We start from the raw sequence: 21,901 nt of genomic DNA, 5'->3' as shown, positions 1-21,901 counted from the left end.
TCTCTAGCGCAGATAGCGCTCCTGCGCGAGGTCGCGGACGTCGATGTCAGGCACCCGGTTGGAGATGATGTCGGCCAGCACCTTGCCCGAGCCGCAAGCCATGGTCCAGCCGAGCGTGCCGTGGCCGGTGTTGAGATAGAGATTGGAAAGCTCGGTGCGGCCGATCAGCGGCGGGCCATCCGGCGTCATCGGCCGCAGCCCGCACCAGAACGTCGCGTCCCGCATCGCGCCGGCGCCAGGAAAGAGATCGCCGACCGAGTGTTCCAGCGTGCGCCGCCGCGATTCGTGCAGCCTGAGGTCGAAACCGGAAATCTCGGCCGTGCCGCCAACCCGGATGCGGTCGCCAAGCCGGGTGATCGCCACCTTGTAGGTCTCGTCCATCACCGTCGACACCGGTGCCGCGGCGGCGTCCTTGATCGGCACGGTGATCGAATAGCCCTTGACCGGATAAACCGGGATCGGCCGCTTCACCCGGCGCATGAAACCCGCCGAATAACTGCCCAGCGCCATCACATAGGCGTCGGCGGTCTTCCAGCCCTTGCTGGTGCTGAGATTGGCAATGCGGTTGCGGCTGCGGATGACGCGCCAGATCGTCACGTCGTACTCGAACTTGACGCCGCGCGCCACGCAAAGCTCGGCCAGCCTGTCGGTGAACATCTTGCAGTCGCCGGTCTCGTCGTGCGGCAGCCTGAGGCCGCCGACGAACTTTTCGCGCACCCCGGCAAGGCCAGGCTCAGCCGCGATGCAACCGTCCTGGTCGAGGATCTCGTAAGGCACGCCATACTTCTTCAGCACCTCGACATCGCCGCCGGTGCCGTCAAGCTGCTTTTGCGTCCGGAACAGCTGCAGCGTGCCCTGGGTCCGCTCGTCATAGGCGATGCCGGTCGCTTCGCGCAGCGCCTTGAGCGTATCGCGGCTGTATTCGGCCAGCGGCACCATGCGCGCCTTGTTGATCGCATAGCGCTCGGCCGTGCAGTTGCGCAGCATCTTGATGAGCCATGTCCACATATGCGGATCGAAGGCCGGCCGCACCACCAGCGGGCCATGCTTCATCAGCAGCCATTTGATCGCCTTCAGCGGAATGCCGGGCCCGGCCCAGGGCGAGGCGTAGCCGGGCGAAATTTCGCCGGCATTGGCGAAGCTGGTTTCCAGCGCCGGGCCTTTCTGGCGGTCGAGAACCGTCACCTCGTGGCCGGCCTCGGCGAGAAAGTACGCCGTGGTCACTCCGATGACGCCGCCGCCCAGCACCATGATCTTCATCGTTTACTCCTTGCCGCGTCGCACGCCCTTGAGGACGCCTGGACGCGGCGCATTCCGATTTGCGCATGATCCCCGGCGAAAATCGATGCCGATTTTCGAGATCATGCAGTGTTGCCTGTTCACGCCGCCGCAGGACCGGGGTCGTCATCCCCTGTCTGCCGCATTCCGGCCCTTTCGCCAAGGGGCCGCCAATCGGCTGCGGCGCTGTAGACGAGGGTGAGCCCATGCGGCCGTCGCGCCTCGGCCTGGGATTTCTCCCTGACGGCACGCCGCGCGGCCTCCGGCTGGTAGAGCACGGTCGCGATCAGGACCGACTCCCGCCTGCCGTCGGCCTGTTCGATCCATGCAGTCTGGCCCTCGGCCATGCCGAGCATGCAAAGCCCCCGCCTTGTCATGATCGACAGGCTGGAGCCGACCGGGCCGCGCACCTCGTTCTGCACCAGGGTCCGGGTCTGGGCGGGGCCGGCATCGACACGGAATACCAGCCTGCTGTTCAGCGTCACGATATCGGATCCGACCGAATCGATCGCGACGACCTCGGCCTTGGAAAGCTTGTCTTCAAGCATTGGAACAATCGGATCCGCGAAAGCCCGCCGACGCTCCAACATGATTTCGAGGACGGCGAAGTCCTTTGTCGTCAGCTGGAAATTCGCGCCTGTCATCACCGTCTCCATGATCAGGCCCCCTCCCGCCCGCAGGCCGGCGTATCGACCACTTCGATGGTCGCCGACAGTTCCCGGCCGCCACGGCTGCTCCAGCACACCGTCTGCCCAGCGGTCGCGCCGATGAGCGCCGTCCCCATCGGCGTCAGCACCGAGATCCTGTTTTCACTGATGTCTGCTTCGCCGGGATAGACCAGCGTGACGCGCTGGATGTTGCCGCCATCGTTGCGGATTGTCACCGCCGAGCCCATCCGCACGACATTGGCCGGCATGGAAGCCGCTGCCGTGACAACGGCACGGTCCATCTCCGAAAGCAATTCTTCGGCCGTCTCGGGCACGCGGTCGAGCGACGCCCGCGCCAGGCCCGTCAGCCTGAGATGGTCGGCATCGGTGACCAGAAGCCGACTCGGTGGACGCAATCCTGTTGCATGTTGCATGGCAAACCTCATGACTTGGCGCATCGAACAGACGCGCGCCTGCCGCCGCGCAAACGGTGGCTTGATGAAAAACCGGCAGCCGCGAAGCTGTCTGGCTCGGGAATGATAATGTCAGGTAGAAATGCCCCGGTTCGGACGGACGCCAAAAGGCGACCGCGCCGGGGCTACGATCCCGCGATCGGGCAGACCCTGAACAAGGTTCTGATATAAGCTGGGTTGCTCATGCATGGAGCCTTGCCGACAGGCGTCCGCTTGTCAAGCGCGGCCAAACCGCTCAACCGCCGACATAGCGCCGATGGAAGCGCGGACCGAGGCTGGTCAGGATCTCGTAGCCGATGGTGCCGGCATGGCCGGCGGCGTCATCGACGCTTTGCGAGGGACCGAGCAGTTCGACCAGATCACCCTCGCGCAGCCTGCCGGCCGGCAGGGCGGAAATGTCGAGAATGATCGAATCCATCGACACCCGCCCGACGAAAGGTAGCCGCACGCCCTCGAACCAGGCGGCGGACGCGGCGCGGCGTTGCCAGCCATCAGCGTAGCCGAACGAAATCGTCGCCAGCCTGAGCGGGCCTTGCGCATGATAGCTGTGGCCATAGCCGACGCCGGCGCCTTTTTCGACGCTTCGCGTCTGTGCCACCTTTGCCTGCAACCGCACCACCGGCAGCATCGGATTGGACTTTGGCGGCGTCGGATTGATGCCGTAGAGGGCGGCACCGGGGCGGGCGAGATCGTAGTGAAAGGACGGCCCAAGAAAGATGCCGGAGGAATTGGTCAGCGAGGCCGGCGCCTTCGGCAACATTGCGCGCAGCCGCTCGAACACCGACCGCTGCTTCTCATTGGCCGGATGCTCCGGCTCGTCGGCGCAGGCCAGATGGCTCATCACGTAACGGATGTCGATGCCGTCGAAAGCCTGCGGATCGGCGGCGATGCGATCCACATCCCGAGGCGCCATGCCGAGCCGCGACATGCCGCTGTCGACCTGGACCGCGGCCGGCAGTTTTCGGCCGGCGCGGCGGGCCGCAGAACGCCAGGCTGCCAGTTGCTCGGGGCTGTTGATAACAGCGCAAAGGTTTGCTGCCACGGCGTCCGTCTCGGCACCGGGCGGAATGCCGTTCAACACGAAAATGGCAGGGCCGGCCCCAAGCGAGCGGCGCAGGGCGACGCCTTCGCCCAGAAGCGCAACGAAGAAGATATCGCAGCCTTCGCGCAGCAGTGCCGCCCCGACCTGGCCGGCGCCAAGGCCGTAGCCGTCCGCCTTGAGCACACCAGCGCAGGCAACATCGCCCAACCGCGCCTTCAGCCGCCGGTAGTTTTCACGGATTGCACCGAGGTCGATGGTGAGGATGGCCCCAGCCGCCACTTCGCTTGTGGCGGTGACCTCTTCTGGCGGCGATTTTTGGAGGGCGTCGTTCATGGCGACCGTTCTTGTGGTGGATGGGTTAGTCAGTAGTCAGTAGTCAGTAGTCAGTAGTCAGTAGAATTTGGCGCGGACCGCAACAGAACATTCAACCCTACTCCCCTACTCCCCTACTCCCCTACTATCGCACCAGATGCCGGAACGCCGCCACCACATCCTCATAGACATGGCGCTTGAACGGCACGATCAGGTCGGGAAGGTCCTGCATCGGCCGCCATGCCCATTTGTCGAACTCGGCGGTGTGGCCGCCCGGCGGCGGATTGATCTGGATCTCGCTGACATCGCCGTGGAAACGAAAGGCGAACCATTTCTGCGTCTGGCCGCGATACCGGCCCTTGAAGGCGATGCCGACGAGATGCTCCGGCAAATCATAGTTGATCCAGTCCGGCGCCTCGGCCAGTAGCGAGACGCCGCGCATGCCGGTCTCCTCATAGAGCTCGCGCTCGGCCGCCTGCAGGGGCTCCTCGCCCTCGTCGATGCCGCCTTGTGGCATCTGCCAGAGCTGCGTCGTGCCGGCAAATTCGCTGTCCGGTTCGGCAATGCGGTGCCCGACCCAGACCAGGCCCTCGGCATTGAGGATCATCAGCCCGACGCAGGGTCGGTAAGGCAGCGTTTCGCGGTCGATTTTGTTCGTCTTTGGCATCAGTCACTCTTTCCAGCCGTCTTCCGAGGGCTAGCCTTTTTGCGGATCGATAGCCACCGCTGAAATCGGCACGATCTCGATGCCGCGCTTCTTGGCCTCGACCACCCAGGATGACACGGTATCGACCGTCAGGTCGAAGGCCGAACCGATGCCGACGGCAGTGCCTTTGGCCCGCGCGGTCGCCTCCAGGCTGTCGAGCTTCTTCAGGATTTCGCCGCGATCCTGCACGGCATCGATCGCCATGTCGCCGGCGACGAAGGGCACGCCGTCTTTCAGCGCCAGATCCGGCGCCAGACTGCGCGCCGACGAGCCGTCATCGATATAGGCGAGGCCGCGTTTGCCGAGCTCGGCGATGAACGGCTCCATCGCCGCCGCGTCAGCGGAAAAGCGGGCGCCCATATAGTTCATGACGCCGGTATAGTTGGTCGTCCGCGACAGCGCCCAGTGCAGGCTCTTCAGGTTCTCGTCCGCGCTCGCCGCCACCGTCAGCGTGTTGCGTCCCGGATTGACCTTGGGATAATCGAACGGTTCGAGCGGCACCTGCATGACGATCTCGTGGCCGCTCTGCCTGGCTGCCTGCATCCAGCGGCCGATGCTGTTGCCTTGCGGTGCGAAGGCCAGCGTCACTTCCGCCGGCAGCTTGGCGATGGCCGCCTGGGTGCCGGTCTGCGAAACCGAAAGCCCGCCGATGACGATCGCCACCCGTGCGCCGCGCCCGCCCGACCAGGGCCGCGCATAGACGTCGAACGGCCGCCTGCCATCGGCGGCGCGCACCGGCAACGGCCCGGTCTCGCTGGCCTCGATCAGCGCCTTGTCTGGAATATGCGCGACCTTCAGGTTCTGGCCGACGGTCGACGGGTCGCGAATGACGATCGCTGCCTTGGGCGGCCCATCGCCCTCCTCCGTCTGCACATGGATGATCTGCGGCCCACCTGATTTGACCGGCGCCTCCGGCTTCGGTGCCGCCGGGGCCAATGCAGGCGGCGCGGCGGCAGGTTCGGCCGCCGCGGTCACTTTCGGCGTTGAAACGGCAACCTCTTGCGGCTTACGAAACGGCTTTTCCCTGAGCGCGATCGCGCCGGAGATGCCTGCCACCACCAGCACGGCCACTGTCGCCATGATCGCACCGCCGCTGAGCTTGCCGGCGGCGCGCGGCGGCCGGACTGCCTGTCCGAGCGGGCGTTCGATGTCCTTGCCGATATCAGTCAAGCGTAATCCCCGGGCGCATGGCTCCGAAGGCGAAGCCACTTCGAAACGGCATGCGCGAATTCATCAATCCCGGCGCACCCCCGCGCCATGCCTTGGGAGCTTTGCCTCGCCCCCGAATCAAACTGCCGGAACCTTTCGGTCCCGGCAGCATCGCATTGCTTCCATCATGCTCAAACAGAAAGATGGAGCGGCGCGTGCGCCGCTCCAGATGCTTACTGGTTGAGAACCGCCTTTTGCGGATTGGGCGGGAAGGACGGATCGGTCTTCTGGCCGCGCAGCAGCTGCTCGGCATAGATGAGCTGTAGATCGTCCTTCGGATCCGGTGGCACATAGGCCGCAGAGCCCGAACCCGTCGTGCTCTCGTCGGCGCCCTTGATATGGCCCTTGAGATCGGATTCGCCACGCGTCAGATCCCTGCCCTGCAGTTCCGGCGGCAGTGGCTGTTCGACCTTGATGTCGGGCGTGATGCCCTTGCCCTGGATCGACTTGCCGGACGGCGTATAATAGAGCGCCGTCGTCAGCCTGAGCGCACCATTCTCGCCGAGCGGGATGATGGTCTGCACCGAACCCTTGCCGAAGGACTGCGTGCCGACCACCGTGACGCGGCGCAGGTCCTGCAGCGCGCCGGCGACGATTTCCGAGGCACTGGCCGAACCGCCATTGACCAGGACGATCATCGGCTTGCCGTTGATGTCGTCGACCTGCTTGGGCTTGGCGTCGAAGCGGGTGACGTCCTTGGGGTCGCGGCCGCGCGTCGAGACGATCTCCCCGCGGTTGAGGAAGGCATCGGACACGCTCACCGCCTGGTCGAGCAGGCCACCCGGATTGAGGCGGAGATCCAGAACGTAGCCCTTCAGCTTGTCGTCGGGAATCTGCTTCTTGATGGTGTCGATGGCGTTCTCGAGGTCGTCGTAGGTCTTTTCGGTGAAGGAGGTGATCTTCATGTAGCCGATGTCGTTCTCGACCCGGAACTTGACCGCCTTGACCTTGATGATGTCGCGCACGACCGTCAGTTCGATCGGCTTGTCGGCGCCCTGGCGCAGGATGGTCAGCTTGATCGGCGTGTTGACCAGGCCGCGCATCTTGTCGACCGCATCGTTGAGGGTCAGGCCGCGAACCTCTTCGCCGTCGATCTTGGCGATGTAGTCGCCGGCCAGCACGCCTGCCTTGGCGGCCGGCGTGTCGTCGATCGGCGTGATCACCTTGACCAGATCGTTCTCCATGGTGACTTCGATGCCGAGGCCGCCGAACTCGCCCTTGGTCTGGACGCGCATATCCTGCGCCTGCTCGGCATTCATGTAGGAGGAGTGCGGGTCAAGCGAAGCCAGCATGCCGTTGATGGCATTCTCGACCAGCGACTTGTCGTCGGGCGGCGTCACATACTGTGCCCGCACGCGCTCGAAGATATCGCCGAAGATCGCCAGTTGCTTGTAGGTCTCCGACCCTGCAGCGTTCGCCGCCGAGCCGGGTGCGCCATAGACCAGGCTCATGGCGGACGCGCCCATCAGCGCACCGGCAAACAGAAGCGACAGTTTCCGCATTATTCACGTCCTTCCAGAAAAACGGTCCGCCCACCATGGGGCCGGATCGACGGGTTTTCCATCCTTGCGGAACTCGACATAGAGTTCCGGCGTGGCATTTCCATTCTTCGAAACCGAGGTGCTCGCCACCCGGGCCTCTCCCATCGCACCGATCGGCTCTCCTGCAAGCACTGATTGACCGGTCGCGACGCTGATTCTGCTCATCCCCGCCAAAACGACATGATAGCCGTCGCCTGCGTTCAGGATCAAGAGTTGACCATAAGAGCGAAACGGCCCCGCATAAAGCACATTTCCATCCGCCGGCGCGGTAACGATGGCTCCCGATTGTGTCGCAACCATGTCGCCTAGCATCACCGCGCCGTTACCGTCGTCGGCGCCGAATCGCCGCTTGATGCGGCCGGTCACCGGCAGTGCGATCTGTCCCTGCAGCGCCGAAAAGGGCACCGCGGCTGCAAGTTGGTTGCTTTCCGGAACGGGCAGCGACGCCAGTTCCGCCGGCGCGGATGTCTTGTCGCCATCCGCCGTCTTCTGCTCAGCGGCCTTGGCAGCATCGGCAGCCTTGCGGCTCTTGTCGGCCTGCGCTTCGAGCGAGGCGATCAACTCTTTCAGGCTGCCGGCCTTGGCCGCCAGCGCTTCGGATCGCTGCTTTTCCGCGGCCATTTGCGTTTGCGTGTCGGCTTCGAGCTTCTGCTTGGCCTCCAGCAGCATGCCGAGCCGCTTCTTTTCCGCCGTCTGGTCGCCGACCGCCGCCGTCAGCCGCGCCCGTTCGGCCTCGATCGACGCCGTAATCCTGGTCTGTTCCTTGAGATCGGCAAGCAGGCTATCGGTCTGCTGGCGCAGTTCCGGCACAACCGCGCCGAGCAGGATGGCGCTGCGCACCGACGACAGCGCGTCCTCGGGCTTGACCAGGATCGCCGGCGGCGGGTTGAGGCCCATGCGCTGCAGCGCGCCCAGCACTTCGGCCAGAACGTCGCGCCGCGTCATCAGCGAGGCGCGGATCTTCTGTTCCTGGCCCTTCAACCCTTCCAGCCTGGCGCCGATGTCCTCGATGTCCTGGCCGAGCTTCTGCTCGGTCATCGCCGACTGGATCAATGCGGCGGTGATCGAGGCGTGATCCTTCTTGATCGTCGCGATGTCGGCGGAGAGCTTGGCCAATCGCTCGGACGACAGCGTGATCTCCTTCGAGACCCGTTCATATTCGGCCCGGCTCTGGTCCGGATCGGGAGCCAGGTCGAGCGTGTTTTCCGCCCGCCCCGCATGCAGCGACAGCACAAGCACCGCCGCCGCGATGCCGCAGCGCGCGCGCCATGAGCCCGTTCTTGATTTTCTGTCTTCAGACATTGAAGCCCGACTCTATGCGTGGCTTCGTTAACGAACAATCAACCATGTTCGAAACCGCCCACTCGATGCAATGTTACGTTGGCATTGGGGCGGAAATCCGGGTGTGTCGCACCAATTCACCGGCTTACGAGCGATGGTAGGGATGTCCCGAAAGGATAGTGGCCACACGATAAAGCTGCTCTCCCAGCATCACGCGCACCAGTTGATGCGGCCATGTCAGCAATCCGAACGACATCACCAGTTCGGCCTGGTCGCGCAGCGACTGATCGTGGCCGTCGGCGCCGCCGATGGCGATGATCAGCGCCTTGCGGCCACCGTCACGCAACAGGCCGAGGCGCCCGGCGAAATCTTCCGAGGAAAAGCTTTTGCCGCGTTCGTCGAGCAGGATCAGCGCGGTGCCGGGCTGCAACTGCGTCTGCAGTTTCTGGCCTTCCTCACGCCGGCGCTCGTTGGCAGTCTGGCCGCGCCCCTCGGCTATTTCGGCAATGCCGCCAAATTCAAGCCCCACCGCCGGGCCGCTCTTGGCGAAGCGCTCGAAATAGCGGTCGGCCAGCAGCTTCTCGGGGCCGGCTTTCATCCGGCCCACGGCATGAACTGATATCTTCATCCTTGCCTTGTAAGCCGCGCGAACGACTTAGTGGAGCGTTTCTTCCTCGAGGTCCGGCGCCTGCCACATCTTTTCGAGATTGTAGAATTCGCGGACTTCGGGGCGGAAGACATGGACGATGATGTCGCCAGAATCGATCAGGACCCAGTCGGCGCCGGACAGCCCCTCGACGCGCGCGGTGCCGAGACCGGCATCCTTGATCGCTTTGAGAAGATGATCGGCGACCGCCGCGACATGACGGTGCGATCGGCCCGAAGCGACGACCATATAGTCGCCGAGGCTCGATTTCCCCTGGATGTCGATGGAGACAATGTTTTCGGCCTTGGAGTCTTCCAGACTGGCAAGGACTGTCTTGATGGCGCGGGACACGGCGTCGTCTACGCTGATCCTGGCCGGCGAAGGCATGATATCGGCCTTCTTCCGCAGTGCTGTTCTCAGTGTATTTCCTTTCGCAGCAAGAACAACCAAATCACCCCTTGAAGCAGGTGACACCACTTAGATAGGCAGAGTTCCCTGACAGTTTCAAGACGGGACCCTGCCTCGCACGAACGTATTGTCGCTCCTGTGGTTCCACCGCACACCGGAAAAGATCGGAACCCTCGCCGTCGGCATGGGTTATCGGCTCACCGATCAACCGGATTTCCCCCATGCCGATCGACCCGCAAAACGCCTTCCTCAGCGTCCAGGCTGGCCTCGCCCAACTAAGCACGCTGATTGTTTCCTACTCCTTCTCGGCCATCGGTGCCGTTATCCTCTTGATCGTCGGTTATATCGTCGCCGGCCTTGCCGAACGTTCGATCTTCGCCGGTCTCGGCCATATCCATGGTTTCGACGCGACGTTGCGGCATTTCTTCTCCAAGATCGTCCGCTATGCCATCCTGATCCTCGTCACCATCATGGTGCTCGGCCAGTTCGGCGTGCAGACGGCCTCGATCATTGCCGCGATCGGTGCCATTGGCCTCGCCATCGGCCTGGCGTTGCAAGGCACGCTGCAGAACATCGCGGCCGGCATCATGCTTCTGGCACTGCGGCCGTTTCGCATCGGCGAGTCCGTCGAGGTCGGTTCGATTGCCGGTACGATCGAGGAGATCGGCCTGTTCGCAACCAAGCTCAGGACGGCCGACGGGGTCTACATATTGGCGCCCAACTCGACGCTGTGGAACCAGCCGGTGCGCAACTTTTCGCGCAATGGCGTGCGCCGTAGCGACATCACACTCAGCATCGGCTCCTGGAACGACATCGACAGGGCCCAAAAGACCTTGCTTGCCATTGCCGCCGCCGAACGGCGGGTCAAGCGTGAGCCGGCACCGATCGCTTTCGTCGCGACATTGGGCGACAGCACTGTTTCGATTGCCTTGCGCTACTGGACATCGTCGGCCGACTTCTTCGCCACCCAGACCGATCTCACCAAGCGCGCCAAACAGGAATTCGATAGCGAAGGCATATCGATCCCGCTGCCGCCACCGGAAGCCCCGTCGCCGGAAGCCCGTCGACAATAGTCGGGTGGCTCAGTGCCGGCCCTCATCGTCCGGTGCGAAGGCGAGTTCGACCGGCAACGGCGCCTGCGCCGTCATCGGTGCGAAACTGCCGGTTTCGCCGACCGGGACCGCACGCGTCGTGAACACACGCAAAAGCACGAACAGGCAGAAGGCTGCGGCGATGAGAACAGCCACATAGATGAAAGCCTGCGTTCCGAAGACGGCCGACAGCGCCGTCACGATGCCGGGCACGACGAAGCCCGACAGCGACCAGGCAAACAAAAGCGAACTGGACAGCGCCACCATGTCGTCCTTGCCGGCGCGGTCGGCGGCGTGCGCACTGGCCAGCGAATAGATCGATTCCGAAGCGCCGTCCCACACGATATAGATCACAACCAACGCGGCCAGCGCGCCGCCATCGAACCCGAGTGCAAACAGGCCGGCGACCATGGCGAGCGCGGATGCGGCGATCAGCACATAGCGGCGGTCGGTTCGGTCGGAAATCCAGCCAAGCGGGATCTGCAGGATCAGCGTGCCGAGAGGCATCGCCGAAAGCAGCAGCGCCACGTCGGCCTGGCTGTAGCCCTTGGCCGTGGCGTGGATCGGTGCGAAGCCAGCAATCGACATCGACAGGCCGCCGACGGCAAGCATGCCGGCGACGCCGACCGGTGAAACCCGCCAGGCACGGCGCAGCGCCACCGAGGCCGCCTGCGGCGCCGGCGGCTGGGCAAGTTTGGTCATCCCGACAGGGAGGATCGACAGCGCGGTGAAGACGATGCCGATCAGCGGCGCATCCGCTGTCCTGATATCGACCAGCGCTAGCGTCGCGTAGCCGACGCCGAGCCCGGCGACATAGGCAACGTAGAAGAAAGCCATCACCCGGCCGCGGATGGCGTTGGCAACCGCATCGTTCAGCCAGCTCTGCGCGACGATGAACAGGCCGCATATGGCAAAGCCGTAGAGCGCGCGGGCGGCTATCCACAGCAGCGGAAGGACCCCGGCGCCGACAGCGGCGTTGGCCAGCGCGATCAGCGCCGACAGCACCATGAAGGCGCGGGCATGGCCGACCCTTCGCACCAGCGGTCCGGTCAAGATGCAGCCGGCGAGCCCGCCGGCCGAAAGCCCGGTGATGATCAGCCCGGCCCAGGTCGGATCGAAACCCTCGGCGCCAAGCCGGACCGGGATGTAGGCAAACATCAGCCCGTTGCCGACGGCAATCAGCGCCATCGACACGATGACGCTGGCAATCGCGATCAGCGGCGTGGGCTCGGCGCCCTGCTCGGCTTCGCTGCGGTTTTTCCTGGGAATCGACATGCCTGCTCAGGATTGCCCATGAAACGGGCAAAGGAAGCGATAAAAGCGACATGGCCGGGCGGCCGGGCTCACCCCTTCGCCAGCTTGCGGATCGCGCTCGATGACAGCGACGAGCGCGGGCCGTGAATGAAGGTCCAGGCCGGCGCCTTCATGCGGGCAAGCCGCGGCGCATCGCCCTCGTCGATGCGGGCATAGTCGAAGGTCTTGGCGACGACCGAGGACAGGAACGACAGCGTCGCGCCCGGGCGGTCGATGACGGCGATCGGGAAGGTCATGACGATCTCGCGCCAGCGCTGCCAGCGATGGAAATCGCGCAGACTGTCGGCACCCATGATCCAGACGAAATCGACACCAGGGTTGCGCGCCTTGACCAGCGCCAGCGTATCGGCGGTGTAGCGGACGTGATGGGCGGCTTCGAAAGCGGTGACCTTGATCTTCGGGTTCTTGGCGATCTGTTCCGACAGCTGCAGCCGTTCGCCCAGCGGCGCCAACTCCCTGGTGTTCTTCAGCGGATTGCCCGGCGTCACCATCCACCACAACTGGTCGAGCGCCAGGCGTCTGAGCGCGATCTCGGCGACCAGCGCATGGCCGGCATGCGGCGGATTGAACGAGCCGCCGAACAGGCCGACGGCGAGGCCTTTCTCGGCGTGCGGCATTTTGAGATAGTGGGAGGGGATAGCCTCCTTACCCTCCCCCTTGTGGGGAGGGTCGATCCGCGAAGCGGAGCGGGGTGGGGGTATCGTGGAATTCAGCGTCGTCCCCCCACCCGGCTCGCTATGCTCGCCACCCTCCCCACAAGGGGAAGGGTAAGACCAGCGCTCAAGGTCTCACCTGTCCCGACCCGCGCACACGGTATTTGAACGACGTCAGCTGTTCGACGCCCACCGGTCCGCGCGCATGCATCTTGCCGGTGGCGATGCCGATCTCGGCGCCCATGCCGAATTCGCCGCCGTCGGCGAACTGCGTCGATGCGTTGTGCAGCAGGATCGCCGAATCGATCTCGTTGAAAAACCGCTCGACGGCTTGCGCATCCTCGGCGACGATCGCCTCGGTGTGATGCGAGGAAAACGTCTCGATATGCTCGATCGCACCACCGATACCGTCGACCAGTTTTACCGCGATGATGGCATCGAGATATTCTGTCACCCAATCGGCATCGGTCGCCGGCTTGGCGTCGAAAAACACTTTCAGCACCTCGGCATCGGCATGGATTTCGCAGCCGGCGGCGCGAAGTGCGTCGAGGATCGGCACCAGATGCGTGGAGGCAACCGCCCGGTCGACCAGCAGCGTCTCGGCGGCACCGCAGACGCCGGTGCGTCGCATCTTGGCGTTGACGGCGATCCGCACAGCCATATCGAGCTTGGCGGAACGGTCGATGTAGAGATGGCAGATGCCTTCGAGATGCGCGAAGACCGGGACCCGCGCCTCGGCCTGCACCCGTCCGACCAGGCTTTTGCCGCCGCGCGGGATAATGACGTCGAGGTTGCCGCCCAACCCCTTCAGCATTTCGCCGACGGCGGCGCGGTCGGTGGTCGGCACCAGCTGGATGGCATCCTCCGGCAGGCCCGCTTGCTTCAGCCCTTCGACCAGGCAGGCGTGGATGGCGGCGGAAGAATTGAGCGAATCCGAACCGCCGCGCAGGATCACCGGATTGCCGGCTTTGAGGCACAGCGCGCCGGCATCGGCGGTGACGTTCGGGCGGCTCTCATAGATGACGCCGACGACGCCGAGCGGCGTGCGCACGCGCTCGATATGCAGACCGTTCGGCCGGTCCCACTGCGCGATCACGTCGCCAACCGGATCCCGCAGCGCGGCGATTTCGCGGATGCCGTCGGCCATGGCGCGGATGCGCGCCGGATCGAGCTTCAGCCGGTCCATGAAGGAGGTGGAAAGCCCGGATTCATGACCATTCGAAACATCGATGGCGTTGGCGTCGAGAATGTCCTGCTCACGGGCCACGATCGCCTCGGCCATGGCCAGCAGTGCGGCGTTCTTGGCGGCGGTCGTGGCAATGGCCAGCGGCCGGGCGGCAGCCCGGGCGCGCCGGCCGATATCGGCCATCAGCGCGACAGTGTCATCCCCGGATTTTTCATGCAGTTTCAGCATGGCTCATCCTCCGCTTACATCGCCACCGACCGTGACTTGGTCACCGGCCCCTGTTTGGTCGCCAGCCCGTACTTGGTCACCCGAATGGCTCACCACAAGGTCATCGCGGTGGATCATCGCCGAACGCGCCTCGTAGCCGAGCACGGTTTCGATCTCGGCCGTCTTCAGGCCCGCGATCCTTACGGCATCGGCGGCATCATAGGCAACCAGCCCGCGCGCGATCTCGCGGCCCTCGGGCGACAGGATCGCCACCGTGTCGCCGCGCGAGAAATTGCCGCTGACCAGCTTGACGCCGGCCGGCAGCAACGATTTGCCCGACAGCAGCGCGCCGATGGCGCCGGCATCGACCGTAAGCCGGCCGGCCGGCTCGAGCTGGCCGGCGATCCAGGTTTTGTAGCCCTTGACCGGGTTGCTGCTCGGCCGAAAGAAAGTAGCGCGCTCGCCGCGTTCGATCGCCATCAGCGGCGACAGCCGAGTGCCCGACGTGATGATCATCGCAGTGCCGGCGGCGGTGGCGATCTTGCCGGCATCGAGCTTCGTGCGCATGCCGCCGCGCGACAGCTCGGAAGCGGCCGCACCCGCCATCGCCTCGATATCAGGCGTGATGCGGTCGACCACCGGAATGAATTTGGCGTTGGGGTCGCGCGCCGGCGGCGCGGTGTAGAGCCCGTCGATGTCGGAAAGCAGCACCAAAAGATCGGCGCCCATCATGGTGGCGACGCGGGCCGCCAGCCGGTCATTGTCGCCGTAGCGGATTTCGGAAGTCGCCACCGTGTCGTTCTCGTTGATGACCGGCACTGCCTTCATCTTCAAGAGTGTCGAGATCGTCGCCCGCGCGTTGAGATAGCGGCGGCGCTCCTCGGTGTCGCCGAGCGTCAGCAGGATCTGGCCCGATTTCAGGCTGCCCTTGCCGAGCGCGTCCGACCAGGCGCCGGCCAGCGCGATCTGTCCCACGGCTGCCGCCGCCTGGCTCTCCTCCAGTTTCAGGGCTCGCTTGCCGAGGCCAAGGATGGTGCGGCCAAGCGCGATAGCGCCGGACGAGACGACGAGGATTTCAGCGCCGCCCTGGGCCAGCCCGGCAATGTCGTCGGCGAGCGAAGCCAGCCAGTCGCGCTTCAGGCCCGTCGCGCGGTCGACGAGCAGCGCCGAGCCGATCTTGACGGTGATGCGCCGATATTTTCTCAGCGACTGCATGACCCTATTTGTCCCAGCGCGTCTCGACCGGCGCCGCGATCTGCGCGCGCGCCTCAGCAATCACCGCCATCAGCGCCCGCTGCACCGCCTCGACGCCCTCGCCGGTGACCGCCGACAACAGCATCGGCGCGCGGCCGGCAGCGCGTTTCAGCGAGGCGACCTTCTTCTTGCGCGCATCGGCGTCGAGCGTATCGACCTGGGAAAGCGCCAGGATCTCGACCTTGTCGGTGAGGCCATGGCCATAGGCGTCGAGCTCGGCTCGCACGGTCTTGTAGGCCTTGCCCGGATTTTCCTCCTGCGCCGAAACCAGATGCAGCAGCACACGCGTGCGCTCGACGTGGCCAAGGAAGCGATCGCCGATGCCGACGCCCTCATGCGCGCCTTCGATGAGGCCCGGAATGTCGGCGATGACGAATTCGCGCGCGTCGATGCGGGCAACGCCGAGGCCGGGATGCAGCGTCGTGAACGGATAGTCGGCGATCTTCGGCTTGGCTGCGGTGACCGCCGCCAGGAATGTCGACTTGCCGGCATTGGGCAGCCCGACCAGCCCGGCATCGGCGATCAGCTTCAGCCGCAGCCAGATGTTGAGCTCTTGCCCCGGCAGGCCGGGATTGGCGCGGCGCGGCGCCTGGTTCGTCGAGGTCTTGAAATGCTGGTTGCCGAAACCGCCATTGCCGCCCTTGGCCAGCAGAAAGCGCTGTCCGACCACGGTCAGGTCGCAGATCAGCGTCTCGTTGTCTTCTTCGAACACCTGCGTTCCGGCCGGCACTTTCAGCGTGACGTCGGCGCCCTTGGCTCCGGTCATGTTGCGGCCCATGCCGTGGACGCCGGTCTTGGCCTTGAAATGCTGCTGATAGCGGTAGTCGATCAGCGTGTTCAGCCCGTCGACCGCCTCCAGCCAGACATCGCCGCCGCGGCCGCCGTCGCCGCCATCCGGCCCGCCGAACTCGATGAATTTTTCGCGCCGGAACGACACCGAACCGGCGCCGCCGTCACCGGAGCGGATGTATACCTTGGCTTGATCGAGAAATTTCATGAGATTGTACAGTTTCTACTAGTGGCTTTGCGGCATTGCTCTAAACCTTGGCCCTTGCTCTAAACCAAGGCGCGGCGAAGGGCGAGGCCGTTTTGTGACAATGGCTATGTGGGGTTGGCCGGAGAGACGTCGGAATGAAGCTTGTAACCTACAACATCCAGTACGGCATCGGCCTCGACGGGCAGTACGATGTCGGGCGCATCGCCGATGCCGTGCGCGGCGCCGACGTGATCGCTTTGCAGGAGGTGACCCGCAACAATCCTCGGAATGGCGGCCGCGACATGGTCGCCGAGATCGGCGAGGCGCTGCCCGACTATTTCGCCGTCTATGGCAGCAATTTCGAGGCCAATATCGGTTCGCACATCGACAACGGCCGTGCCGTCACGAAAACCTTCCAGCTCGGCAACATGGTGCTGTCTAGAACGCCCATTCATCTGTCGCGCAACCTGCTTTTGCCGCGCAGCCGCAGCTTCGAGATGATGAACTTCCAGCGCGGCGCGCTGGAAGCGCTGATCGAGACGCCGCTTGGTTTCATCCGGTTCTATTCCATCCATCTCGATCACCGCAGCCCCCTCGAACGCGCCAGCCAGATCCAGTTCCTGCGCCAACGCATGCTGAACTATGCGCTCGAAGGCGGAGCACTGTCCGGCGTCGCCGAGATCGGCCTGCCGGAACTGCCGCATCCCGAAGCCTTTGTCGGCATGGGCGATTTCAACATGCTGGCCGGCTCACCCGAATATGTCGAACTCGCCGGCCGGCCGGACCATGAATTCGGCATGCCGCTGACCGCCGACTTCGCCGTCGATGCCGCCTTGCGGCTGAACGCCACCGGCGACGATCTCATCAGTTGGGTCGATCCCAAGCAACCCACCGATCCCAGCCGGCACAAGCGCATCGATTATATCTTCACCAGCGCTTCGCTTGCCAGATCCCTGCAGCGTCTGTGGGTCGACCGAAAGGCAGTCGGCTCGGACCATCTGCCGGTGTGGGTCGAACTGGGCTGATGGCCATTCATCTGGCGGCGTTTTCGCGTTCGACGATCGCCATCATAATCGTATCGCGGTATTCCCCGTCGACATGGACGGCATCGCTCTGCACGCCCTCCCTGACAAACCCGACCTTGTCGTAGAGAGAGATGGCGCGAGCATTGTCGGAATGCACGGAGAGTTCGATGCGGACGAAACCGGCCCTGCGCGCTTGCACCAAGGTTGCATTGATGAGCCGCAGTCCAAGCCCTCGCCCCCGATAGGGAGGAACAATCCCCATCCCGAGGGAGCCGCGATGGGCATGGATGAGCCGATCATGGCGTGAGATGTCGCACCAGCCGACGACCTCGCCACGAACAACGGCCACGAACCCCGGATCGCCTCTCCCGATACGGTCCATTGCGAAACTTCTGACTTGATCCAGCGGTGGCGCCTCAAGGAAGGACAAGTACTTTCGCTCACGCGCTACGACATCGAGCGCGCGATGAAAGCTTTCGATATCCCCAGGCGTCATCGGCGCGATCGCGGCCGTTTCAATATCGCTGCTGTCGACCATTGGCTTGACCGCCGTCATCCATCAGAAATGCACCCAGTTCCGCAGGCTGGTCCAGGTCTTGCGATCGAGCCGGTAGCGCTCGACGGGAACCTGGCCGGCGACAATCGAGTTCAGCATGCCCTGGCCAGCATACTGGAACCCGCATTTGTGGATGACGCGGCGCGAGGCCGGATTGATGACCCGCGTCGAGGCATGCAGGACCTGGATCGACGTCCTCTGGAAAGCGAGATCGACCAGCGCGTGCGCTGCTTCCGTCGCATAGCCCTTCTTCCAGTGCGGCTCGCCGATCCAGTAACCGAGCTCCAGCCCGCGATCGGTGGTGTTGAGGCCGGCGCAACCGACGAAGGTGTCGGTGCCGGCCAGCGTCAGGGCATAAGCAATGCCGGCCCGGCGCGATTTGGTCATGGCCAGGAAAGCGCGCGCCTCGGCCTCGCCATAGGGGTGCGGCATGCGTGCCAGCATTTCGGCGACATGGCGGTTGTCGGCAAGCTCGACCAGCTGCGCGATATCGCCCTCGTGGGGCGCCCGCATCACCAGCCGCTCGGTGACCAGCACCGGGCAGTCTATCGCGTAACTTTCGTCTTCTGAGTCTTCCGCTTCGGCAACCATTTGAAAGTCCTCCAGGCACAAGAAAAAGGGGAGATGGAAACCCATCTCCCCTGATCCTTTTCCTGGCTTTGCCAGACACCGGTTCCCGAGATGGGCGCCGGTGTTCTAGTGCGGAACCGGCTACTCCGCGGCTTTGGCAATCGGGTTGACCGATACGTAGGTTCGGCCGTTGGCTTTTTTGTTGAACGTCACGGCGCCAGTCTCGAGCGCAAAAAGCGTATGGTCCGTGCCCATGCCGACATTGACGCCGGGATGCCACGTGGTGCCGCGTTGACGAATGATGATGTTGCCCGGGATGACGGCTTCGCCGCCGAACTTCTTCACGCCCAGACGCTTGGAATGCGAGTCGCGACCGTTGCGCGACGAGCCGCCAGCTTTCTTGTGTGCCATCTAACTAACTCCGTTGCGCCGCAAGGCGCCTAAAAGGCCTTATGAACGCGTTCGCGTTCCGTTTCAAGTCCGATCCGGCGACCTGGTCGCCAGAAAATTACTTCGCCGCCAATTCCTTGGCCTGCTCGCGCCAGTCCTTGATCTGGTCGGCGCTGAAGGGCATGTGCTCGTCGATCTTGGCGACATCCTTGTCGGTCAGCTTGGCGAGCTGCGCGAAGGTGATGATGCCCTGCTCGTTGAGATCCTTGGCTGCGACCGGGCCGATGCCCTTGATCACGGTCAGATCGTCCGGCTCACCCTTGGGCGCCTTGAACAGCGGCGCTGCCGCGGTCTCGGCTGCCTTTGTCTCGGCTGCCTTGGCCTTGGGCTCCTTCTTCGGCGCGGCTTCCGCCTGCACCTCGGTGGCGGCCTCGGCCTTCACCTTCTTCGGCGCCTTGACCGCTGCCGTCTTCGTCGGCTTGGCGCCACCCAGCAGGATCTCGGAGATCCGCACGGTGGTCAAAAGCTGGCGATGGCCGATCTTGCGGCGCGAATTCTGCCGGCGGCGCTTCTTGAAGGCGATGACGGTGCGGTTCTTGCCCTGCTCGACGACTTCGGCGGTGACCACCGCGCCGTCGACGAACGGCGCGCCGAACGTGACATTCTCGCCTTCGCCATGTGCGAGGACGTGGCCGATCTCGACCATATCGCCGACAGCGGCTTCGAGTTTTTCGATCTTCAGGAGATCGTTGGCGGCAACGCGATACTGCTTGCCACCCGTTTTAATGACTGCGAACATTTTTTGCCTTTCGCTGTTCGGTCGGCCTTGATGAGCCGCCTCTGGCGGTTCAGCCGTCTTTTTGTCAGTCTGCGGGTTCAAAAAACAAGCGGCGCGGAAGAACCCTCCACGCCGATTGCGCGCTGTCCCTAACCGAAGGTTGAGTGCGAGTCAAGGCAAACAGCTGTTGTCGGGAACTGTTGTTGGCGGGCAGGCACTGGCCGTATCGGCAGATACCGCACCACGTTGCCGCAGTGGAGGCAAGCACGCGTGACTGCTCTCCGACCTGCCCAGGCCTCGCCGCAGCTGAACCGTCGCGAATCCGCTGCTTGTCCGGCAAGCCAAATAACTGACGGATTGGCCTTGTAACCTGCCCGTTCAGCCGTTATCTAGTGCGCCGCGCCGGCAACGGCCGACCATGACCGCGGAGAGGTGGCAGAGTGGTCGAATGCACCGCACTCGAAATGCGGCATGGGTGCAAGCCCATCGGGGGTTCGAATCCCTCCCTCTCCGCCATCGATTTCCCATAACAGCCTGATTCGCCACGATTTTTCCGAATATCGGCTCTCTTTTGGTGCATTTCTTGGTGCAAAGAGCTTCCGCACAAGCCCCTATGGATCGACATCATAAGAACCTCGATCTTATCGTCTCAGCGCCGCCACGATGCAGGAGGAGATAGAGAACATGTTCGGCTGCCTCCACCGCTTCGAGGAGAAACCAAGAAGCAGGTGAACGAAGTCTGCCGTGGTGATGCCAGGATGAAGATCAAGATTGATGCTGCGGGAAAGATTTAAGAGCCCCGCTTTGACAATCGTGACCGGCTTCCTTCGTCCTTCAATTCACTCCGCGTCAGGATTGTCGACAAGGCAGCCTGCACCATGGCATCCTTGGTAGTTGCCATGCACATCAAAGTTTGGCTCTCCCTGCCTGTCAAATTGCGGTCGGGTATCGATTGCCTGGTCAGGATTGTCGACCTTGCATCCCATGCCATGACAACCATTGTAGCTGCTATCGGGGCGGTAGTTACTCGTCGTGTGCCGTCGATTGTGATGATCGTCCGCCATCCCCTCGATCAGAGCGCCGAGAATAGCTCCGCCAACCACTGCGCCGACGTCATGACCGCGATGGTCATACATGCGGGCATTGGGATCAAAGCTGTCGCCACGTCCATGGTGGTAGCCGCCGACATCGGCGAAAATTCCGGAGCAGCCTTGCGCGACCCAAATATATTTGCTGCGTGGATTGTAGCCCCAGGTCCGGTTCAAAATACAAGGACTTCCAGAAGTCTGATGAATGAGTTGCGGCTTGCTCAGCGGGCCCGCCCAGCATTCGCCATACTGATAGTGCCTCGATTGGCATTCGACAGTCGATTGTGCGCGGGCATCAGAGATCATCCACGATGAGCCGAGCGCGAGCAAAGCAATGAACATGTAACGTAGCATGTGAACCCCTCCGGAGTGGTCAACGACCGGTTGCGTCGGTGTCATCGAAATGGAATTTCTTCCGCCAGGTGTCAGTCGTTGATCGCGGTGATCTTGATGGTGTTGCCGTCTCCGACGCCGGAGAACCAGACCTCGCCATCACCGATTGAGACGCCTTGCCAATTGGCGAACAGCGTCGGGTAGGTCTGCTTGAGGACGGTCTGTTTGACCTTGGCGGTAACGATCTTGTCGTAATCCGTCACGAAATGCGCGGCGTCGTTTATCTTGATCGCCTTGCCGCCGATCCGGGCGCGGAAGGGATAATCGATCATCGACGCGACGGTCTGCTTGTCACCGGCACTGACAGCCTTCTGCAGCTTGTCGAAGAACTGCTGATAGGTTGTGTGACTGCCGAACAGCGCGTCAAGGGTCTGGTTTGTTTCAGCGGCGGTCTGCGCTGCCGCTGGACCCGCAACGGCGGTACTCAATAGCGCGGCGGAAACCAGCATGAATAGAGAGCGCCTCATCATAGGTCCTTTCACTCGGTGCGTTCAATTGCCAACCCGTCAGCCTGGATTTGTCCTTCGGACGTTCGCGCCCTGACTGATGCCGACGGCGAACTGGAAGACGAATGGCATGCCGTCACTGACGAGAACTGACATATAGACGCGTCCATTGAATTTTTTTATTTCAATACACGCAAAAGGTGTAAAAAGAATACCTAAACGTCGATTATGACGGACAGAGATGACGGTTAAGGTATCCAAAACCTTATTCGCGAGTGATATCGATACGAGCAGCGACGCCTATGTCTTAAATTCTCCCTCTATGACGCAATATGGATAGAAGCAGAAATCTGCCGTCACCTGTGCCACCGGCGTGGGTATTGTCCAACGGCATCCGACAGCAAGCGTTGGCCTGTGCCTGTTCAATTCGC

General features: G+C 63.3%; 23 protein-coding genes and 1 tRNA gene. 3 read left to right on the top strand and 21 right to left on the bottom strand.

The window, feature by feature from the left end; all coding sequences use genetic code 11:
* Positions 1-3: 3 nt before the first annotated feature.
* From MESCI_RS06095 to rsfS, 10 genes are all read right to left on the bottom strand, one after another.
* On the bottom strand, positions 4-1,260 hold the full coding sequence (locus MESCI_RS06095) for a D-amino acid dehydrogenase (protein ID WP_013529082.1): 1,257 nt from the start codon (positions 1,258-1,260) through the stop codon (positions 4-6).
* Between the two features lie 119 nt (positions 1,261-1,379).
* Positions 1,380-1,934 carry a GreA/GreB family elongation factor gene (locus MESCI_RS06090; protein WP_013529081.1) on the bottom strand — a complete coding sequence of 185 codons (555 nt, stop codon included), beginning with the start codon at positions 1,932-1,934 and terminating at the stop codon, positions 1,380-1,382.
* A 2-nt stretch (positions 1,935-1,936) separates the two neighbouring features.
* On the bottom strand, positions 1,937-2,359 hold the full coding sequence (gene rnk / locus MESCI_RS06085; RefSeq protein WP_013529080.1) for a nucleoside diphosphate kinase regulator: 423 nt from the start codon (positions 2,357-2,359) through the stop codon (positions 1,937-1,939).
* A gap of 274 nt (positions 2,360-2,633) precedes the next feature.
* On the bottom strand, positions 2,634-3,773 hold the full coding sequence (alr, locus tag MESCI_RS06080) for an alanine racemase (protein ID WP_013529079.1): 1,140 nt from the start codon (positions 3,771-3,773) through the stop codon (positions 2,634-2,636).
* A gap of 124 nt (positions 3,774-3,897) precedes the next feature.
* Positions 3,898-4,419, bottom strand: coding sequence for an RNA pyrophosphohydrolase (locus tag MESCI_RS06075; protein WP_013529078.1), 522 nt, complete (start codon positions 4,417-4,419; stop codon positions 3,898-3,900).
* A 30-nt stretch (positions 4,420-4,449) separates the two neighbouring features.
* Positions 4,450-5,628, bottom strand: coding sequence for a divergent polysaccharide deacetylase family protein (locus tag MESCI_RS06070; RefSeq protein WP_013529077.1), 1,179 nt, complete (start codon positions 5,626-5,628; stop codon positions 4,450-4,452).
* Between the two features lie 212 nt (positions 5,629-5,840).
* Entirely contained in the window at positions 5,841-7,172 is a 1,332-nt protein-coding gene (locus MESCI_RS06065; protein ID WP_024502881.1) for a S41 family peptidase, read from the bottom strand.
* A complete protein-coding gene (locus MESCI_RS06060; RefSeq protein WP_013529075.1) occupies positions 7,173-8,510 on the bottom strand; it encodes a murein hydrolase activator EnvC family protein in 1,338 nt (445 codons plus the stop codon).
* 124 nt (positions 8,511-8,634) lie between these two features.
* Complete coding sequence (gene rlmH, locus MESCI_RS06055; RefSeq protein ID WP_013529074.1) at positions 8,635-9,117, bottom strand: 23S rRNA (pseudouridine(1915)-N(3))-methyltransferase RlmH; 483 nt, start codon at positions 9,115-9,117, stop codon at positions 8,635-8,637.
* 27 nt (positions 9,118-9,144) lie between these two features.
* Positions 9,145-9,522: a ribosome silencing factor gene (gene rsfS / locus MESCI_RS06050; RefSeq protein WP_013529073.1), complete on the bottom strand. Its 378-nt coding sequence runs from the start codon at positions 9,520-9,522 to the stop codon at positions 9,145-9,147.
* A gap of 242 nt (positions 9,523-9,764) precedes the next feature.
* Here rsfS and MESCI_RS06045 point away from each other — a divergent pair, with 242 nt between their 5' ends.
* The gene (locus tag MESCI_RS06045; protein WP_013529072.1) at positions 9,765-10,616 is read left to right on the top strand and encodes a mechanosensitive ion channel family protein; all 852 of its coding nucleotides are present in this window, start codon (positions 9,765-9,767) and stop codon (positions 10,614-10,616) included.
* A 9-nt stretch (positions 10,617-10,625) separates the two neighbouring features.
* Here the strand turns inward: MESCI_RS06045 and MESCI_RS06040 are convergent, their stop codons facing one another.
* The 5 genes from MESCI_RS06040 to obgE form a co-directional block, all read right to left on the bottom strand.
* Entirely contained in the window at positions 10,626-11,909 is a 1,284-nt protein-coding gene (locus MESCI_RS06040; RefSeq protein WP_013529071.1) for an MFS transporter, read from the bottom strand.
* A 68-nt stretch (positions 11,910-11,977) separates the two neighbouring features.
* Positions 11,978-12,565, bottom strand: coding sequence for a nicotinate-nucleotide adenylyltransferase (locus MESCI_RS06035; RefSeq protein WP_013529070.1), 588 nt, complete (start codon positions 12,563-12,565; stop codon positions 11,978-11,980).
* Between the two features lie 163 nt (positions 12,566-12,728).
* Positions 12,729-14,015 carry a glutamate-5-semialdehyde dehydrogenase gene (locus MESCI_RS06030; RefSeq protein WP_013529069.1) on the bottom strand — a complete coding sequence of 429 codons (1,287 nt, stop codon included), beginning with the start codon at positions 14,013-14,015 and terminating at the stop codon, positions 12,729-12,731.
* A gap of 3 nt (positions 14,016-14,018) precedes the next feature.
* Positions 14,019-15,209, bottom strand: a complete 1,191-nt coding sequence (gene proB / locus MESCI_RS06025; RefSeq protein ID WP_013529068.1) for a glutamate 5-kinase — start codon at positions 15,207-15,209, stop codon at positions 14,019-14,021.
* Between the two features lie 4 nt (positions 15,210-15,213).
* Positions 15,214-16,245 (bottom strand): GTPase ObgE, encoded by a 1,032-nt coding sequence (obgE, locus tag MESCI_RS06020; protein ID WP_013529067.1) that lies wholly within the window; start codon positions 16,243-16,245, stop codon positions 15,214-15,216.
* 134 nt (positions 16,246-16,379) lie between these two features.
* On the opposite strand from obgE, the gene MESCI_RS06015 reads away from it, so the two are divergent.
* Positions 16,380-17,249, top strand: coding sequence for an endonuclease/exonuclease/phosphatase family protein (locus tag MESCI_RS06015; protein ID WP_013529066.1), 870 nt, complete (start codon positions 16,380-16,382; stop codon positions 17,247-17,249).
* Positions 17,250-17,256: 7 nt separating this feature from the next.
* On the opposite strand, the gene MESCI_RS06010 is transcribed toward MESCI_RS06015, so the two are convergent.
* From MESCI_RS06010 to MESCI_RS05995, 4 genes are all read right to left on the bottom strand, one after another.
* Positions 17,257-17,787, bottom strand: a complete 531-nt coding sequence (locus tag MESCI_RS06010; RefSeq protein ID WP_013529065.1) for a GNAT family N-acetyltransferase — start codon at positions 17,785-17,787, stop codon at positions 17,257-17,259.
* Positions 17,788-17,808: 21 nt separating this feature from the next.
* Entirely contained in the window at positions 17,809-18,396 is a 588-nt protein-coding gene (locus tag MESCI_RS06005) for a GNAT family N-acetyltransferase (RefSeq protein WP_024502874.1), read from the bottom strand.
* Positions 18,397-18,516: 120 nt separating this feature from the next.
* Positions 18,517-18,786: a 50S ribosomal protein L27 gene (gene rpmA, locus MESCI_RS06000; protein ID WP_013529063.1), complete on the bottom strand. Its 270-nt coding sequence runs from the start codon at positions 18,784-18,786 to the stop codon at positions 18,517-18,519.
* A gap of 97 nt (positions 18,787-18,883) precedes the next feature.
* Positions 18,884-19,564 carry a 50S ribosomal protein L21 gene (locus MESCI_RS05995; RefSeq protein ID WP_013529062.1) on the bottom strand — a complete coding sequence of 227 codons (681 nt, stop codon included), beginning with the start codon at positions 19,562-19,564 and terminating at the stop codon, positions 18,884-18,886.
* A gap of 405 nt (positions 19,565-19,969) precedes the next feature.
* Between MESCI_RS05995 and MESCI_RS05990 the strand changes: the two genes are divergently transcribed.
* Positions 19,970-20,059, top strand: a tRNA-Ser gene (locus MESCI_RS05990).
* Positions 20,060-20,382: 323 nt separating this feature from the next.
* Here MESCI_RS05990 and MESCI_RS05985 read toward each other — a convergent pair.
* Together MESCI_RS05985 and MESCI_RS05980 are read right to left on the bottom strand one after the other, a co-directional pair.
* The gene (locus MESCI_RS05985) at positions 20,383-20,985 is read right to left on the bottom strand and encodes a DUF3011 domain-containing protein (RefSeq protein ID WP_013529061.1); all 603 of its coding nucleotides are present in this window, start codon (positions 20,983-20,985) and stop codon (positions 20,383-20,385) included.
* A gap of 71 nt (positions 20,986-21,056) precedes the next feature.
* Positions 21,057-21,473, bottom strand: coding sequence for a hypothetical protein (locus MESCI_RS05980; protein ID WP_245268594.1), 417 nt, complete (start codon positions 21,471-21,473; stop codon positions 21,057-21,059).
* Positions 21,474-21,901: the final 428 nt, after the last annotated feature.

Source organism: Mesorhizobium ciceri biovar biserrulae WSM1271 (assembly GCF_000185905.1).
Taxonomy (GTDB): Bacteria; Pseudomonadota; Alphaproteobacteria; order Rhizobiales; family Rhizobiaceae; genus Mesorhizobium; species Mesorhizobium ciceri.
Note: the sequence above shows the minus strand (reverse complement) of the source record. Positions and strands in the feature narration are given on the sequence as shown.